This window comes from Blastococcus sp. SYSU D00813 (genome assembly GCF_054050735.1).
In genome coordinates, this window is the sequence record NZ_JBJGZX010000007.1 from 80692 (window position 1) to 96412 (window position 15721).

Below are 15721 nucleotides of genomic sequence, written 5' to 3' on the forward strand. Positions count from 1 at the left end.
GGAGCCCCCGGGCTGGCAGGGTGGGCGGCATGGGCGGTGCTGCTCCGGTCGTCGTGGTGACCGGCGCCAACGGGCTGGTCGGTTCCGCGGTGTGCCGTGCGCTGGCCGGGCGGTCGGCGCGGGTGCGCGCCGTCGTCCGCCGCGCCGGCGGTGCGCCGGCGCTGGACGGGGTCTCCGAGCACGTCGGTGACCCCACGGACGCCGCCGTCGCCCGGTCGGTCCTCGACGGCGCCGACGCCCTCGTCACGACGGTCCACCCGATGGGATCGCCCCGGGAGGTGCAGCACCGCGTCGGCGTCGAGGGGACGGCGGCCCTGGCCCGGGCCGCCCGCGACGCCGGCGTGGCCCGGCTGGTGCACGTCTCCACCGCCGGCGTCTACGACCGCTCGCCCGGCACGGGGGACATCGCCGAGGACGGCGCCCTGCTGCCCGACGGCAGCGGCGACTACCCCGACACCAAGAACGCCGCCGACGCCGCCCTCGCGGGGGTCGGCGGGCTGACGACCGTGCTCGTCCGCCCGCCGGCGATCCTGGGTGCCGGCGACACGTCCGTCTGGAACACGCTCCGGCCGCGGGCGATGCGCGCGGGCGAGCGCCGGGCGAACCCGGACAAGAGCTGGCCGTGGGTGCACGTCGACGACCTGGCGGCCCTGGTCGCCGACGTCGCCGCCGGCGCGGTCCCGACGGCCGACGACCCGGAGCGCGGCCCGGTGGCCGGCGCGACCACCCCGGTCGTCGTCGCGGGAGAGCCGGCGACCTGGCGGGACTACCTCGGCACCGCCTGCGCCGCGCTGGGCGTCGAGCCGGAGTGGACCGACGAGCCGGTGTGGACCGGGCGGCTGCGCACCGACCGTGCCCGGCGGTGGGGCTGGGCGCCCCGGGTGTCGCTCGCGCAGGCCATGGCCGAGCTGCGGCAGGGGTTGGCGCCCCGTCCCTGACCGGGTGACGGAGGGGCGCGTCGACCTCGGCCTGGGCCGTTCGCCGGGCTTCACCGCGCCGGTCCGCCGGGCGCTGCGCCGGTCCGGGGACGAGCCGGACGCCTTCGCCGACGACGTCGCCGAGCTGCGGGCCGGCGGGGCCACCTACGACCGGGACGCTCGCCGCCTCCGGCGCCGCGCTGGCCGCGCCGCGGTGACCGCCGGGGTGGTCCGCTCACCCGCCGGGGGCCGCCGGTGGGTGAGCGGTCCCGTCGTGCTCGCCGAGCCGGGCCAGGGTCCGGGCCAGCAGGTGCGCCCGTGCCCGCGGTGTGCGCGCCTTGAGCAGGGGCAGGACGAGCCCGTACCGCTCGGTGCGGCCCAGCCGCGTCGAAGGCCGCGCCGGCTCCTGGATCGGACGCGAGGGCGGCGGCGAGGTCGGGCGGGACGGTGGCGGTGGCCTGGGACTCGTAGGCCGCCGCCCACCGTCCGTCGGCGCAGGCCGCGGCCACCTCCGCGAGCCCCGCCGGTCGCAAGCGCCCCGCCGCGAGCAGGGCCTCCGCCCTGACCACGTTGACCCTCGACCACGAGCTGCCCTGCCGGCGGGGGGAGTACCGCTGGAGGTAGGAGTCGTCGTCCAGCGCCCGTCGGTGGCTGTCGATCCAGCCGTGGCACAGGGCCGCGTCGAGTGCCTCCGGCTGCGTCAGGCGGGTGAGTCGCGAGCGCCGCTTCGCCAGGCGCAGCCACGCATCCCTCCGCCTGCGGCCGTGCTCGGCCAGCCACCGGTCCCACGCCGCCCCGTCGGCGAACTCCAGGACCTCCACGGTCATCCCGCGCGGCCCGCGCGCAGCACCTCGAGGTAGTGGGGGTTGTACATGACCCCCAGCACGTTGCCGAACGGATCGACCACCGAGGCGGTGACGAACCCGCTGTCCCCGTGCGGGGTGATGGGGGCGTAGAGCTCGGCTCCGGCGGCCACGAGGCGGTCGACCGTCCCCGCGAGGTCGTCGACGTGCCAGTGCATGACCGCACCGCCCGGGCCGGCGGCGGCCCCCGGCGGCTGGAAGCGGCGGTCGACGATGCCGAGCTCGTCGGCGGAGTCACCGATGCGGAACTCCACGTAGGCCGGGCGACCGTCGGGTCCAGGCCGGGAGAAGTAGGGCTCCACGCCCAGGACCCCGGCGTACCACGCGGCGGCGGCGACGACGTCGTCGGCCCAGTAGTTGATCGTGGCGAAGCCTCGCAGGGTCACGGCGTCGTCCTCTCGTCCTCGGGTGCGGTCCGGGTCGGCCGGGGTCGATGTTGACATGCAAGTCGCGACTTGCCTAGCGTCGCCGGCACGGACCACCGGGAGGGGAGCGCCATGACCGACATCGCCAACGAGGAGACCAGCCTGGGCGCCGTGCAGCGCAGCGTCACCAGCCGGGAGATCGACGGGCGAGCGGCACACGCGGTGGTGCTCCGGCGCCGCTTCGGCGCGCCGGTCGGCGAGGTCTGGGCCGCGATCACGACCGCCGACCGCATCGACCGCTTCTTCCTGCCCGTCCGCGGCGACCTCCGCGAGGGCGGCTCTTATGCGTTCGAGGAGCAGGCGGCCGGGAGGGTCCTCGCCTGCGACGCCCCGACGCTGCTGCGGCTGGAGTGGATCCCTCCCGACCGCCCCGAGGCCGACCAGGTCGAGGTGCGGCTGACGGCGGACGGTGACGACGCCACCTGGCTCGAGCTCGAGCACGCCTCCCTCGCCGACGTCTTCCACACCGACCTCTCCGGCGACGCGTTCAGCCCCGCGATCGGCTGGGAGGGCCCGCTGCACTTCCTCGGCGAGTACCTGCGCGGGGCGCTGCCGGACCGGCCCAGCCTGGAGTGGTACGTGTTCGACGAGGCGGAGGAGCTGCGGCTGGCCCGGCTCCGCGCCGCGGAGTGGGTCCGGGCGGAGACCCGGTACGCCGGGTCCCGACAGGGCGGCCCCACCCCGTCGTGAAGCCGCTCGCCTGGTCCGCGCCGCGGGCGTGCCGGCCGAGGGTCCCGCGCCGAGCGACCGTGGGCGGTCAGCTGCGCTGTAGCAGCGTGTGCTCCTGGAGGAAGCCGGTGACGATCCGCACCAGGTCGTCGGGGCGCTCGATGTGCAGGCCGTGGCTCGACCCCGGCCCGGTGAGCAGCTCGAAACGCGCCCCGGGGACGGCGTCGGCGACCGCCTTCGACTGCCGCGGTGGGGTCAGCAGGTCCTGCTCCCCGACGACGACCAGGGTGGGGGCGGTGATCCCGCCGAGCCGGTCCAGGGTGTCGTGCGCGAGGTCCGCGTCCCACTGCTCGACGGTGACCTGCATCTGCGCCTCGTCCTGGGGGAAGGCGGGCAGCATCGGCTCGAGCATCGCGTCGAACTCCGGGTGGTCGAGCAGCTCCGGCGAGAAGGCGATCCCCGCGGCGGCCAGGGCGCACTCCAGGTCCCTCGTCGCGTAGGGGTGGCGCAGCGCGGTGAGGACGGACCGCTGGAACCCGTCGCACCGCGCCCAGGTCGCGTACATGACCGCGGTGGCCACCTGGTCCGGACGGGCGAGGGCCAGCTCCTGGAGGACGGCGGAACCGAGCGACCAGCCCATCACGTGCGCCCGGGGGACCTCGAGCGCCTCGAGCAGCGCCGAGGCGTCCTCGGCCAGCGACGCCACCGAGATCTCGCCCTCGCCCCGCTCACTGCCACCGAGGCCGCGGTTGTCGAAGGCGATCACCCGGTACCGCTCGGCGAGCCGGGGGACCACCTCGCCCCACATCAGGATCGAGCCCGACGTCCCCATGACCAGCAGCAACGGGTCGCCGTCCCCGCTGATCTCGTAGTTGAGCCTGACCCCGGTCCGGACGGAGGTGGTGGGCATGGCAGCTCCTCACTGAGCCGGAGGACCCGGTGGGCACGGCACCCGGCGGGCCTCGTGCTGTGGCGCGGACCACAGACCGTACCCATTGCGGGGGGCCCGCACAGCTCACCGCGGGCGCGCCGGGCGGGCGGTCAGGGTGGGCGGACGGGTGCCGCGCGGGTCCCTGCGGTGGCAGCATCCCGCCATGACCGGCACGCCGCCCCGCCGTCCCGTCCTGTGGTCGCCGACCTCGCGACGGAGGTCCCCCGGTCCGGAACGGCCGGGCAGCGGGGGCCCGGCGCGGGTGGTCGTGGTGGGCGGCGGCTTCGCCGGCTTCTCCGCCCTGCGGTACCTGCAGCGCCGGCTGCCGCCGGGCACCGCCGAGCTGGTGCTGGTGACCCCCGACGACTACCTGCTCTACAGCCCGCTGCTGCCGGAGGTGGCCACGGGCGTGGTCGAGGCCCGGCACATCGCGGTGTCGCTGCGTCGCAAGCTGCGGCGGGTGCGGCTGGTCCTGGGGCGGGTCCAGGACGTCGACCTGGCCGCCAGGACCGTGGCGGTGCGGCGCGGCGAGCTGACCCAGGAGCTCGGGTGGGACCACCTGGTGCTGACCCCCGGCTCGATCACCCGCCAGTTCGAGATCCCCGGGGTGCCCGAGCACGCCCGCGGCCTCAAGACCCTGGTCGAGGCCGTGTACCTGCGCGACCACCTGCTGGAGCAGCTGGACCTCGCCGACGCCCAGCCGGACACCGAGGCGGGCCGGGCGGCGCGTGCGGAGATGCTCACCGTGGTCGCCGTCGGGGCCGGCTACACCGGGACGGAGTTCGTCGCCCAGGCGCAGCGCTGGCTCACCCGCATCGAGCGCCGGTGGGACCGGACCCGGGCCAGCGACGTCCGGTGGGTGCTGGTCGACGTCGCGCCCGCCGTGCTGCCCGAGCTCGGCCCGCAGCTGGGCGCGCACGCGCTCGGGGTGCTGCGCGAGCGGGGCGTCGACGTCCGGCTGGAGACCAGCGTCGCCTCGGCCGACGACACCCGGGTCGTGCTCACCGACGGCACCACCATCCGGACACGCACCCTGCTCTGGGGGGCCGGGGTCGTGGCCAGCCCGCTGGTCGCGGGCCTGGGGCTGCCCACCCGGCGCGGGCGGCTGGTCGTCGACCCCGACCTGTCGGTGCCGGGGGTGGCGGGGCTGTGGGCGGCCGGCGACGCGGCGGCGGTGCCCGACCTCGCCGCCGTCCCGGACGAGGGCGGGGCGCTGCCCGACACCCAGCCGACCGCCCAGCACGCCCAGCGGCAGGGGACCGCCGTCGGGCGCAACGTCGCGGCCGCGCTCGGGTACGGCGCGGCACGGCCCTACCGGCACCGCGACCTCGGCCTGGTCGCCGACCTCGGCGGGTTCGACGCGGTCGCGCGGCCGCTGGGCATCCGGCTGACCGGCCCGGTGGCCAAGGTCGTGACCCGCGGCTACCACCTGCTGGTGCTGCCGGCGACGGCCAACCGCGTCCGGGTGGCCGCGGACTGGCTGTTCCAGAGCCTGCTGCCGCCCGAGGAGACCCAGCTGTCCGTGGTGCGGGAGGAGGACGCCCGGCTCGCCGCGGCGCAGGCCACCGCCATCTACGGTCCGGCGCCCCGGTCCCAGCGCGCCTGATGGCGGCGCAGGCGCCCGCGCTGCGCATGGGCACCCCGCAGGCCCGGTGGGTGCTGCTGGCGACCGTGCTGGGGTCGAGCCTGGCGATGCTCGACGCGACCGTGGTCAACGTCGCCCTCGAGCGGATCGGCAGCGACCTGGGCGCCGGCTTCTCCGGACTGCAGTGGACCGTCAACGCCTACACGCTGACGCTGGCGGCGCTCATCCTGCTGGGCGGGTCGCTGAGCGACCGGCTGGGTCGCCGCCGGGTCTTCGTGGTGGGCGTCTGCTGGTTCGCGGCGGCCTCGCTGCTGTGCGGGCTGGCCTGGGACGTCGAGACCCTGGTCGCGGCGCGGGCCCTGCAGGGCGTGGGCGGCGCGCTGCTGACGCCGGGCAGCCTCGCGATCATCTCGGCGTCCTTCGCCGGCGACGAGCGCGCGGCCGCGGTGGGGGCCTGGTCCGGGCTGGGCGGGGTCGCCGGTGCGGTCGGCCCCTTCCTTGGCGGCTGGCTGGTCGACTGGACCTGGCGCGCGGTGTTCCTGCTCAACCTGCCACTGGCGCTGCTGGTCCTCTGGGTCGCCGCGCGGCACGTGCCCGAGACCCGCGACCCGCACGCCGCGCCGCACCTGGACCTGACCGGCACCGCCCTGGTCACGGTGGCCCTGGCGACGCTCACCTACGCGCTGACGGCGGCCGGCGGGGACACCTCCCCGGCGTTGCTGTGGGCCGTCGCCGCCGCCGGCGTGCTCGCGCTGCTGCTCTTCGTCCGCGTGGAGCGCCGCTCGCCGCACCCGCTCGTCCCGCCGGCGCTCTTCCGCGACCGCCGGTTCACCGCGGCCAACCTCACGACGCTGCTGGTCTACGCGGCCCTGGGCGTGGTCTTCGTCCTGCTCGTGCTGCACCTGCAGGTGGTCGCCGGGTTCAGCCCGCTGCTCGCCGGCACCGCGCTGCTCCCGGTCACCGTGCTGATGCTGCTGTTCTCCGCCCGCGTCGGCGCGCTCGCGCAGCGGATCGGGCCCCGGCCCCTGCTGACCGCCGGTCCGCTGGTGGCCGCGGGCGGGGTCCTCCTGATGCTCCGGATCGGGTCCGGCGCCTCCTACGTGGCGGACGTGCTGCCGGCCGCCGTCGTCTTCGGCGCCGGGCTCACGCTGCTGGTGGCGCCGCTGACCGCGACGGTGCTGGCCTCGGCCGAGGACCGGTTCGCCGGCGTCGCCTCCGGCGTCAACAACGCCGTGGCCCGGGCGGCCGGGCTGCTCGCGGTGGCCGTCGTCCCGGTCGTGGCGGGCATCGGCGGCGACGACCACACCGACCCCGAGGCCCTCGCCGACGGCTTCCGGGTGGCGGTGTTCGTCCTGGCCGGGCTGCTGGTGGCCGGGGCGGCGGTGTCGGCGGCGCTGGTCGGCGGACGCCAGCCGGCGGCCGCGGCCGCACCGGCGCCCGGGCGCATCGCGGTCGAGGAGTGCCTGCACTGCGGCGTCACGGGCCCGCAGGTCCACCCGCCGACCGCGCCGGCGGACGTCCGGGCTCCCGGCGGCTGAGCGCTGCCCGGCCGCCGCGTGCGGGTCCTCCGGCACGGGTCAGGGGGACGTCCCAGGGATTCCCCGGATGTGCCGGGGCCGGTCGCCCCGGGAGCCTGGCCGCATGGCAGCGCAGCTCCTCCGGTTCGCCCTGGTCGGGGGCTCGGCCAACCTGGTCTACGCCGGCCTGTTCCTGCTGCTGGCCGGGCTGGGGGACCAGGCGGCCAACCTGGTCGGGGTGCTGGTGTCCACCGCCCTGGCCAACGAGCTGCACCGCCGCCTGACCTTCCGGGCCGGGGACCGGGTCGGGTGGGCGACGGCGCAGTGGACCGGGGGCGGCCTGGCCCTCGTCGGGCTGGCGGCGTCGAGCCTGACGCTGGGCGCGCTCGAGGTCTGGGCCGCCTCGGCGGGTCCGCTCGTGTCCGTCCTGGCGGTGTGCGCCGTCAGCGGCGCCGTCGGGCTGGCCCGCTTCGCCGGGTTGCGCTGGGTGCTCGTCGTCCGCCCGGTCACGGCACCGGCACCGGCGCCGCGCTCCGCTCCCGCCCGTCCCGGCCGACCGGGGGCAGGATCGGTGCCGGGCGCGGCCGTCGCGCCACCGACGAGGAGGCCCCGTGATCCACGACGTGATCGCCCGCTGGCACCGGTTCCTGGCCGGGGACCTGCCCGGGGGCCTCGAGGAGCTGCTCGCCGACGACGTCGTCTTCCACTCGCCGGTGGTCTTCACGCCGCAGCAGGGGAAGGCCGTCACGACGCAGTACCTGCAGGCGGCGGCCCGGGTGCTCAACGGGGAGGACTTCCGGTACACGAAGGAGGTGCTGTCCGGGGACACCGCGGTGCTCGAGTTCGAGACCGCCGTGGAGGGCAGGTACGTCAACGGCGTCGACGTCGTCCGCTGCGACGAGGCGGGTCGGATCGTCGAGTTCCGCGTGATGCTGCGGCCGCTGAAGGGCATCCAGGCGGTGCACGAGCAGATGGGCCGGCTGCTGGCCGCCGGCGGCTGACCGCCCGGCCGGCGGGGACCGGAAGGCGGGCGGGGACCGGAAGGCGGGCGGGGACCGGAAGGCGGGCGCGGGGTCCCGGGTTGCCCCGGGGGTGAGGTTCTCGCTGCTCGACCGGTCCCGGACCCGTGCCGGCTCCCCCGAGGGGGCGGCGCTGGGGCACACCGTGGAGCGGGCGGTGGCCGCCGAGCGCCTGGGCTACGACCGGTTCTGGGTGGCCGAGCACCACGGCGTCCCGGGCATCGCGTCCGGGTCGCCGGCGGTGCTGCTGGCCGCGATCGGGGCGCGGACGGGGACCATCCGGCTGGGGTCGGGCGGGGTGATGCTGCCCAACCACCAGCCGCTCGTGGTCGCCGAGCAGTTCCTGATGCTGGCCGCGCTGTACCCCGGGCGCGTCGATCTCGGCCTGGGCCGCTCGCTGGGCTTCACCGCGCCGGTCCGCCGGGCGCTGCGCCGCTCCGGGGACGAGCCGGACGCCTTCGCCGACGACGTCGCCGAGCTGCGGGCCTACCTGGAGCGGACCGCGCCGGTCACCGCCCGCCCGGTGGTGGAGGCGCCGATCCCGCTCTCCGTGCTGGCCACCGGCCGCGGCACGGAGGTCGCCGCCCGCCTCGGCCTGCCGGTGGTCGTCGGCGGGCCGGTGCTCGCCCGTCCCGAGCTCGGCGAGGTCCTCGCCGGCTACCGGCGCGGATTCCGCCCGCACCGGGGCAGCCGCCCCCACGTCACCGTCTCCCTCGACGTGCTGGTCGCCGACACCGACGCCGAGGCCCGGGAGCTGGCGCTGCCGGAGGTGTGGGCGATGGTGCGCTCCCGGCGCACCGGCGTGTTCGACGTCCTCGAGCCGGTGGCCGCCATCCGCGGCCGGCGCTGGGACGACCGGGACGCCGAGCGGGTGCGGCAGGGCCTGGACGCCGTCCTGGCCGGCAGCCCGCAGACGGTGCGCCGCCGGCTCGAGCAGCTCGCCGAGCGCAGCGGCGCCGACGAGCTGCTGGCCAGCGGGGCGACCCACGACCGGGAGGCGCTCGCCGCCTCCGACGCCGCGCTGGCCGCGCTGCGGTGACGGCTCAGCGGGGGGCCACCCGGAAGACCGGCCAGCCGATCTCGGTGCGCCAGGCTGAGGGGTCCGCCGTGTCCCGGGGACCCACCAGATAGGTCTCGCGCACCGGACCGGCCACGGCGAGCGCGTTGGCCACCACCCAGGCGCCCAGCTCGCCGTAGGTGACGTCGATGTCGTCGTGCTCCCCGGCGTGCACGGCGACGGCCAGCTCGACGGCGGGCAGGGTCACCGGGTGCACCCGGCCGCTGCGCGGGGGCTCGTCTGCCGGCCGGTAGACGAGGACGTGCCCGCGGCCGTCCTCGAACAGCGCGTTGTCGAAGAGGCCGCCGGGGGCACCGGTCGGCTCCCGGACCACGGCGTCCAGCTCCGCCATGGCCCCGGCGTACCAGTCCAGCACGTGGTCGTGCGCCACGTCGTCCTCGACCGCGGCCACGGTGGTGGCCGGCACCGCCCGCAGCTCGACGTCCAGCGGCGCCGGTCCCGGCTGCAGCAGCCGCCGCAGCGACGCGACCGCCGCGCGGGTCCGGTCGAGCTCGGCCTCCAGCCGCCGCAGGTGGCCGGTCACCAGGTCGGCGCGGGCGCCCGGGTCGGGGGAGCCCACGATCCGCTGCACGTCGGCGAGGGGGACGTCGAGCTCGCGCAGGCGGTGGATGACCTGGGCGGTCGGGATCTGGTCGGCGCTGTAGTAGCGGTAGCCGGTCGCGTCGTCCACGGTCGCCGGCTCGAGCAGGCCCGCGTCGTGGTAGCGGCGCAGCGTGCGCACGCTGAGGTGGGTCAGCCGGGAGAACTCGCCGATCGCCAGCACCCGGGCACTGTGCACCCTCCCCCCGGGGGAGGGTCCAGCGGTTGACCCTCCCGGCGCGGGAGGCCGCACGGTCGGGGCATGACCACACCCGCCCGCATCGAGGCCGACCAGCTGCCCACGACCGTCCGCGCCTTCCTCGCCGCCCACCGGGCCCGGGAGGCCGACGCCGCGATCCGCGCGTTCACCCCGGGCGCCGTGGTCGTCGACGACGGCACCACCTACCGGGGGACCGAGGAGATCCGGCGCTTCGTGTCGAGCGCCGGGTCCCGGTTCAGCTACACCAGCGAGCTCGTCGGGGCCCAGCGGCTCGACGACACGCACTGGGTCGTCACCCACCGGCTGGTGGGCGACTTCCCCGGCGGGGTCGTCGAGCTGGGCTACCGGTTCGCCATGGACGGCGACCTGGTCGCCGAGCTGGTGATCGCGCCGTGACGCCCGCAGGTCGCCCCCGCGGAGAGCCCACGGTGGTGCTCGTGCACGGGGCCTTCGCCGACTCGTCGAGCTGGAACGGCGTGATCGCCCGGCTCCGCCGGGACGGCCATCCGGTGGTGGCGGTCGCCAACCCGCTGCGCTCGCTGCACGGCGACGCCGCGCTCCTGCGGGACGTCCTGGACGGCGTCGACGGCCCGGTCGTCCTGGCCGGCCACTCCTACGGCGGCAGCGTGATGAGCCAGGCCGCCGACGGGCACCCGCGGGTGCGGGCGCTGGTCCACGTGGCCAGCTTCCTGCTCGACGAGGGCGAGAGCACCGGCGAGCTGGCCGGGAGGTTCCCCGGCAACGAGCTCGGGCCGGCGCTGCGCCCGGTGCCGGTGCGCGGGTCCGACGGCGAGCCCGTCGACGACCTCTACATCCAGCAGGACCGGTTCCGGCCGGTCTTCGCCGCGGACGTGCCGGCCGACGTCGCCGACCTCATGGCCGTCACGCAGCGGCCGATCGTCGCCGACGCCCTGGCGGACCAGGCGACGAGGGCCGCCTGGAAGACCGTCCCGTCGTGGACCCTCGTCACGCTGCAGGACCTCGCCGTGCCGGCGGCGGCCCAGCGGTTCATGGCGGAGCGTGCGGGGTCGCACGTCGTCGAGGTCGACGCCTCGCACGCCGTCACGGTCTCCCGGCCCGACGTCGTCGCCGGCGTGATCACCGACGCCGTCCGTGCGACGGCCGCCTGACGCGGATCGGCACGTCGCCGGGGAGCCGGGGACGCCGATCCCTGCGGGGGCGCGGGCGCGCCCCTGCAGGGACGACGCGGAGGTTCCGTGGCCGGGCACGGGCGCGTGGACCCGCCGGTCACCCGCCGGCGGGGGAGGTCCCCCGGCCGCGGAGGGACCCCACGACGACCTCCGCCGGGCGCCGGACGCGACCGGGCACCACGTCCCGCGTCGGCGTCCTGACCGCGCGGCCACGGACTACCCGTCCCGCCGGGGCGGTGCTCCGCAGCACCCAGCGCCGCACCGCGCGTCGGGCTCCCGCGGCGACCAGGAGGGCGAGGACCAGGCTCGCGGCCCATGCGGCGGGGACCATCCCGCGGCCGGTGGCGACCTCGGCCGGCAGCCGGGCCGCGACGGCCAGGAACGTGAGGACCGGCAGCGTGGCGGCCAGTGGCGCCAGCACGGCCAGCCCCACCGCCTCGGCGCCCCACCGCTCGGCCAGGGTCCCGGTCCCCGCGTGCAGCCGGCGCGCGGCGAGGACGGCGGCGACGAGCCCGACCGCACAGCTGACCGCGAGGACGTCGCCGGTGCGCTCCGGCGGGAGACCGCCGCGGTCGCCGGCGGCGCGCAGGACGACCGCGGGAGCCACCACCGCTGCTGCGACGAGGACGGCGTGGCCGCCGGCCACCACCCGGGCGAGGGTCACCGGCCCTCCCGCGCGCGCAGCTCGAAGCGGTCCAGCACGGTGCCGTCGGCCTGGATCGAGCGGCCGGTGAGCCGGTCGCCCACCACCTCGACGTGCAGGTAGTGCAGCGCCGAGGAGGCAGCCACGGTGAAGCGGCTGCGGCCGACCGGGGTCGTCTTGCACCCGCCGCCGCTGACCACGTAGGTGACCCCGTCGACGGGGCGGGTCCGCTCGTAGTGGTGGTCGTGGCCGCTGAGGACGAGGTCGACGGCGTGCCGCTCGAGGATCGGCGCCAGCTCCTCGTCGGCGCCGGGCGTGGAGCCGTGCTCGCCGGAGGAGAAGACCGGGTGGTGGAGGCAGACGACCTTCCACTGGTTGGTCGAGGCGGCGAGGGCGTCGTCGAGCCACTCCAGCTGGGCGGGGGCGTCCTCGCCGAGGAGGCCCGGGGTGCTGGAGTCCAGGTAGAAGAAGTCGACCGGTCCGTGACCGGTCGTGTAGTTGCGCGCGGGGGTGCCCAGGAGGCGCAGCTCGGCGTCGATCTCGATCAGGCTCTCGTCGCTGTGGTGCAGGGCGCCGTCGTGGTTGCCGATGGCCAGCTCGAACCGGACGCCGGCGTCGATCAGGGGACCCATGGGCCGGAGGAAGACGTCGTCGAACCGGTCCTCGACGCGGCCGTAGTAGCACAGGTCGCCCAGGTGGGTGACCAGTCCGTACGGCGACTGCTGGTAGCCGTGGGCCATCCGCTCGGCGACGGCCATCGCCTGCCGGCCGCCGCTGCCGGTGTCGCCGACGGCGGCGAAGGTGAGCCGGTCGGGCCGGGTGGGCCAGGCGCGCGGGGTGAGACCCACCGCGGGCGCCTCGCCGGGCAGGAGGTCCTGGCGGCCGAGCAGCGGCAGGGTCAGGGCGCTGAGTCCGCCCGCGGCCACCGTGCCGACGGCTCCCACGCCGGCGGCCAGGACCTGCCTTCGGCTGAGTTCGAGCACGGAGGAACGGACCTCCCGGACGGGCGCAGGCGTCCTCCGGCGCGGCGCCGTCCCCGGTCAGGGGGCCGGTCGCCGTCAGCGGCGACCCGGAGCGCCGCCGGCCTCGGCCGGCGTCACCGTCTCCAGGTGGAGCACCTCCGCCCGCATGTGCGGCACGGTCAGATCGGACAGGCAGCCGCGCAGTTCTCGTACTCGGAACTCGTCGAGACCCGGTGACAGCCGGAATCTGAATACCCCCGCCTCGACCGTCCGAAACGACGCGGGGACCATCTCGGCGTCCACCAGCAGCCTGCAGGTCGTGACGAGGCTCCGCGTCATCTCCTCCCGGTCGGCCGGGTCCTCCCGGACGACGTGGGCCTGCACGAGCACCTCGGTGTACGAGCCGTCCGGGTGCGTCACGTGGACGGTCATCAGCTCGGCCCGCAGCAGGAGCACACCGGTGGCGGCCACGACCGCGGCGGTCAGCCAGGCGAGGGCCCGCGTCACGCGGGCCGCCCGGCGGCCGGCGGCCCCAGCAGCAGGCGCAGCGCCGGGTCGTCGCGGGCGCCGCCTCCGGCGAGCACCTCGGTGCCGGTCGGCACCAGCGGACCCGCCGGGAAGGCGACGGAGCGCAGCTCGCGGGCCAGGTCCTCCTCGATGCCGGTCCGCGCCGCGGAGCCGGCCACCCGCTCGACCAGCCAGGCGGCGCCGGAGAGCAGGAGCCCGCCGCCGAGGAGGATCGGGATGAAGACGTACGTCCGGTCGGGATCGGGCGCGCCCAGCCAGCGGAAGGGTGGGCTGTCCACGGGTGCCTGGCGGAGCCGGTGGAGCGGATCGGTGGGGGAGGCCCGGTGCGGGGCGGAGACCTCCCGCTCCAGGCGGCCCAGCCGGCGCAGCACGAGCGCGGCGCACAGGCCGGTCAGCGAGGCCAGGAAGAGGATCCCCACGAGCAGGGCGCGGTGCCACTCCCAGCGGTAGACGTAGACCAGGAGGTACCCGCCGGAGGAGACCAGCGCGGCCACCCCGGCGAGCCAGCTGAGCTTCCTCACCGGCCGCGCACCTCCTCCACCTCACCGGTCGTCCCGTCGACCCGGACCACCGTGCCGGGCCGGAAGCGCTCGAGGGCGTCGTCGACGGCGACGGCGGTGGGCACGCCGGCCTCCCGGGCCAGGATGGCGAGGTGGGCCAGCACGCTGCCGGTCTCGGCCACCAGCCCGGCCAGTCGCGGGAGCACGGGCGCCAGGGCCGGGTCGAGGGTCCGGACGACGAGGACGGCGCCCTGCGGCGGGTCCTCACCCTGGTGCACCGGGCCGCTGCCGCTGCCGCCACCGGCGCCGCTGGCACCGGCCGCGCCGCCGCTGACCGGGACGGGCCGGCCGGTGTCGCTCATCCGGAAGCGGGCCGGGAGGGGCGCCCCCGGGGTCACGAGCCGTGGCGACACCGGCGCGGCCGGGTCCGCGACGGCCGCGGCGAGGTCGGCCAGGCGGAGGCCCCGGACGTCCGCGGCATCGTCGAGACGGCCGGCCGCCGCCAGCCGCTCGCCGAGGGCCCAGGCGGCTCGGGCGCCCAGTTCCTGCAGCCACCGCACGCGCAGCCGCAGCGCCTCCCGCAGGAGGCCGGCGTCCGTGGCGTCCGCGGCGGGACGTGCGTCGGGGTCCTGCGGCAGGAGGGGGACGTCCGCGGGCAGGCTCGGCGCGGGACCGACGACGGGCGGGGCGAGGGCCAGGACCACGGGGTGGCGGGCGACCGCGTCGGCGTCGGCCAGCCCCGCCCGCCGTGCCCGCGCGAGCACCTGCAGGGCGGTGCCGGTCCCGGTCGTCACCGGCGCGTCCGGGGCGACGAGCAGACCGACGAGGACCTCGTGCGCGTGCGCCGCGGCCAGCGCGGGCTGCAGCCGGTGCAGCAGCCCCACCAGCTGCTGGTCGAGGAGGCCCGCCGGTGCCGGGACCTCCGTCAGCGCCGCGTCGGCGGCGTCGAGCACGTCCCGTGCGAGCAGCGGCAGCGCCGAGCGCAGGCGCCCCACCCGCCAGGAGGCGTGCAGCCGGCGCAGCGGCGGCCGCGGGTCCAGCCGTTCCGCCACGGTCGGGGCGCGGTGCCGCGGCTCGAGCAGGTCCAGGTCCACCGCGACCCAGCCGTCCACCACGCGGACGAGGGGGGAGGCGTCCAGGTCGGCGTCGGAGGCCGCTCCGGCGAGGCCCAGCGCGCGGCGGAGGGCGGTGCGCAGGGGCGCCACCCACAGGTCGACCTCGAGCGGCTGCAGCGGTCCGGGGAAGGTCTCGGCGACCGGGCCCGGGCCGAGCACCGGCCCGACCGGCCGGCCGCGCCGCTCGGCGGTGACCGGCCGGCTCTGCAGGAGGCGCAGCCGGCCACCGGCGTCGGAGGCCCACTCGACGTCCTGCGGTCCGCCGAACACCTCCGCCGTCCGTGCCGCCAGGGCCGCCAGCTCGCGCAGCCGCCGGCGGCCCAGGCGCGTGCCCCCCGTGCCCCGCACGACGCCGACGGGCCGGCCGGAGAGGTCCACCTCGTAGCGGTCGCCGTCCACCCGGCCGCTCACCAGCCGGTCGGGACCGCCGTCGACCACGGCCACGACCAGCCGGTCCTCCCGTCCCGACACCGGGTCGAGCCCGAACAGGACGCCGCCGCACCGCGCCGCCACCAGCGGCTGGACCAGCACGGCGATGGGCTCCCGCCCGGTGAGCGTCGCCGACCCCGCGGCCGCCTGCTCCCGCGAGGCGACGACCCGCTCGACCGCCCGGCGGAAGTCCTCCCACCCCCGGACGCCGAGCACGGACTCGAAACGGCCGGCCATGGAGGCGCCGCCGAGGTCCTCGACGGTCGAGCTGCTGCGGACCACGAGGTCCTGCGTGCCCTCCCGGGACAGGCGGCGCCAGGCGTCCTCGACCTCCTGCGGCAGGTCCCCGCCCGTGGCGACGTCCTCGGCGGTCGCGGTGGTCAGCACGAAGCCGGGCACCACCGGCAGCCCGGTCCGGGCCGCGGTCGCCAGCGCCGCGGCCTTGGCGCCCGCGCGCCGCAGGTCGGCCGCCCGCGGGTCCGCCAGCGACAGGACGGCGGGACGGTCCGCGCGGTCCGACCGGGTGTTGCGTTCCACCGAGGACAGGCGCGCCATCCGCCCATGCTGCCGGGGCGGCGCGCCCCGCGGCA

The 15721-nt window shown here is 77.4% G+C and carries 16 protein-coding genes and 1 pseudogene; 9 read left to right on the forward strand and 8 right to left on the reverse strand.

Going from position 1 to position 15721, the window contains the following annotated elements:
* Positions 1-29: 29 nt before the first annotated feature.
* Positions 30-938, forward strand: coding sequence for an NAD-dependent epimerase/dehydratase family protein (locus tag ACI8AX_RS07090; RefSeq protein ID WP_456549085.1), 909 nt, complete (start codon positions 30-32; stop codon positions 936-938).
* Between the two features lie 802 nt (positions 939-1740).
* Here ACI8AX_RS07090 and ACI8AX_RS07095 read toward each other — a convergent pair.
* Positions 1741-2166 (reverse strand): VOC family protein, encoded by a 426-nt coding sequence (locus tag ACI8AX_RS07095; protein WP_456549086.1) that lies wholly within the window; start codon positions 2164-2166, stop codon positions 1741-1743.
* Positions 2167-2277: 111 nt separating this feature from the next.
* On the opposite strand from ACI8AX_RS07095, the gene ACI8AX_RS07100 reads away from it, so the two are divergent.
* On the forward strand, positions 2278-2895 hold the full coding sequence (locus ACI8AX_RS07100) for an SRPBCC domain-containing protein (protein ID WP_456549087.1): 618 nt from the start codon (positions 2278-2280) through the stop codon (positions 2893-2895).
* Positions 2896-2962: 67 nt separating this feature from the next.
* Here the strand turns inward: ACI8AX_RS07100 and ACI8AX_RS07105 are convergent, their stop codons facing one another.
* A complete protein-coding gene (locus ACI8AX_RS07105; RefSeq protein ID WP_456549088.1) occupies positions 2963-3784 on the reverse strand; it encodes an alpha/beta fold hydrolase in 822 nt (273 codons plus the stop codon).
* 184 nt (positions 3785-3968) lie between these two features.
* On the opposite strand from ACI8AX_RS07105, the gene ACI8AX_RS07110 reads away from it, so the two are divergent.
* From ACI8AX_RS07110 to ACI8AX_RS07130, 5 genes and pseudogenes are all read left to right on the forward strand, one after another.
* A complete protein-coding gene (locus tag ACI8AX_RS07110) occupies positions 3969-5411 on the forward strand; it encodes an NAD(P)/FAD-dependent oxidoreductase (protein ID WP_456549089.1) in 1443 nt (480 codons plus the stop codon).
* The gene (locus ACI8AX_RS07115; RefSeq protein ID WP_456549090.1) at positions 5411-6928 is read left to right on the forward strand and encodes an MFS transporter; all 1518 of its coding nucleotides are present in this window, start codon (positions 5411-5413) and stop codon (positions 6926-6928) included. The genes ACI8AX_RS07110 and ACI8AX_RS07115 overlap by 1 nt, the downstream gene beginning before the upstream one ends.
* Before the next feature lie 103 nt (positions 6929-7031).
* A pseudogene (locus tag ACI8AX_RS07120) lies at positions 7032-7331 on the forward strand (GtrA family protein); the annotation flags it as partial.
* 187 nt (positions 7332-7518) lie between these two features.
* Positions 7519-7908, forward strand: a complete 390-nt coding sequence (locus tag ACI8AX_RS07125; RefSeq protein ID WP_456549091.1) for a nuclear transport factor 2 family protein — start codon at positions 7519-7521, stop codon at positions 7906-7908.
* 91 nt (positions 7909-7999) lie between these two features.
* The gene (locus ACI8AX_RS07130) at positions 8000-8965 is read left to right on the forward strand and encodes an MsnO8 family LLM class oxidoreductase (RefSeq protein WP_456549092.1); all 966 of its coding nucleotides are present in this window, start codon (positions 8000-8002) and stop codon (positions 8963-8965) included.
* 4 nt (positions 8966-8969) lie between these two features.
* Here ACI8AX_RS07130 and ACI8AX_RS07135 read toward each other — a convergent pair whose 3' ends face one another.
* Positions 8970-9767: a MerR family transcriptional regulator gene (locus ACI8AX_RS07135; RefSeq protein ID WP_456549093.1), complete on the reverse strand. Its 798-nt coding sequence runs from the start codon at positions 9765-9767 to the stop codon at positions 8970-8972.
* Positions 9768-9845: 78 nt separating this feature from the next.
* Between ACI8AX_RS07135 and ACI8AX_RS07140 the strand changes: the two genes are divergently transcribed.
* Both ACI8AX_RS07140 and ACI8AX_RS07145 read left to right on the forward strand, forming a co-directional pair.
* Positions 9846-10199 carry a nuclear transport factor 2 family protein gene (locus ACI8AX_RS07140; RefSeq protein ID WP_456549094.1) on the forward strand — a complete coding sequence of 118 codons (354 nt, stop codon included), beginning with the start codon at positions 9846-9848 and terminating at the stop codon, positions 10197-10199.
* A 32-nt stretch (positions 10200-10231) separates the two neighbouring features.
* On the forward strand, positions 10232-10933 hold the full coding sequence (locus tag ACI8AX_RS07145; RefSeq protein ID WP_456549095.1) for an alpha/beta fold hydrolase: 702 nt from the start codon (positions 10232-10234) through the stop codon (positions 10931-10933).
* Positions 10934-11051: 118 nt separating this feature from the next.
* On the opposite strand, the gene ACI8AX_RS07150 is transcribed toward ACI8AX_RS07145, so the two are convergent.
* The 5 genes from ACI8AX_RS07150 to ACI8AX_RS07170 all read right to left on the reverse strand — a co-directional run bounded on the left by ACI8AX_RS07150 (position 11052) and on the right by ACI8AX_RS07170 (position 15686).
* Positions 11052-11618 (reverse strand): hypothetical protein, encoded by a 567-nt coding sequence (locus ACI8AX_RS07150; RefSeq protein ID WP_456549096.1) that lies wholly within the window; start codon positions 11616-11618, stop codon positions 11052-11054.
* A complete protein-coding gene (locus tag ACI8AX_RS07155; protein ID WP_456549097.1) occupies positions 11615-12580 on the reverse strand; it encodes a metallophosphoesterase family protein in 966 nt (321 codons plus the stop codon). The genes ACI8AX_RS07150 and ACI8AX_RS07155 overlap by 4 nt, the downstream gene beginning before the upstream one ends.
* Positions 12581-12655: 75 nt before the next feature.
* Positions 12656-13066, reverse strand: coding sequence for a hypothetical protein (locus tag ACI8AX_RS07160; protein WP_456549098.1), 411 nt, complete (start codon positions 13064-13066; stop codon positions 12656-12658).
* Positions 13063-13608, reverse strand: a complete 546-nt coding sequence (locus tag ACI8AX_RS07165; protein ID WP_456549099.1) for a hypothetical protein — start codon at positions 13606-13608, stop codon at positions 13063-13065. Before ACI8AX_RS07165 ends, ACI8AX_RS07160 begins: the two co-directional genes overlap by 4 nt.
* A complete protein-coding gene (locus ACI8AX_RS07170) occupies positions 13605-15686 on the reverse strand; it encodes a PEP/pyruvate-binding domain-containing protein (protein WP_456549100.1) in 2082 nt (693 codons plus the stop codon). Before ACI8AX_RS07170 ends, ACI8AX_RS07165 begins: the two co-directional genes overlap by 4 nt.
* Positions 15687-15721: the final 35 nt, after the last annotated feature.

Bases quoted from the DNA above. Each gene is read 5' to 3' on its own strand.
- ACI8AX_RS07170 (WP_456549100.1), bottom strand. From the start codon at position 15,686: ATGGCGCGCCTGTCCTCGGTGGAACGCAACACCCGGTCGGACCGCGCG.
- ACI8AX_RS07105 (WP_456549088.1), bottom strand. From the start codon at position 3,784: ATGCCCACCACCTCCGTCCGGACCGGGGTCAGGCTCAACTACGAGATC.
- ACI8AX_RS07110 (WP_456549089.1), top strand. From the start codon at position 3,969: ATGACCGGCACGCCGCCCCGCCGTCCCGTCCTGTGGTCGCCGACCTCG.
- ACI8AX_RS07140 (WP_456549094.1), top strand. From the start codon at position 9,846: ATGACCACACCCGCCCGCATCGAGGCCGACCAGCTGCCCACGACCGTC.
- ACI8AX_RS07100 (WP_456549087.1), top strand. From the start codon at position 2,278: ATGACCGACATCGCCAACGAGGAGACCAGCCTGGGCGCCGTGCAGCGC.
- ACI8AX_RS07090 (WP_456549085.1), top strand. From the start codon at position 30: ATGGGCGGTGCTGCTCCGGTCGTCGTGGTGACCGGCGCCAACGGGCTG.
- ACI8AX_RS07115 (WP_456549090.1), top strand. From the start codon at position 5,411: ATGGCGGCGCAGGCGCCCGCGCTGCGCATGGGCACCCCGCAGGCCCGG.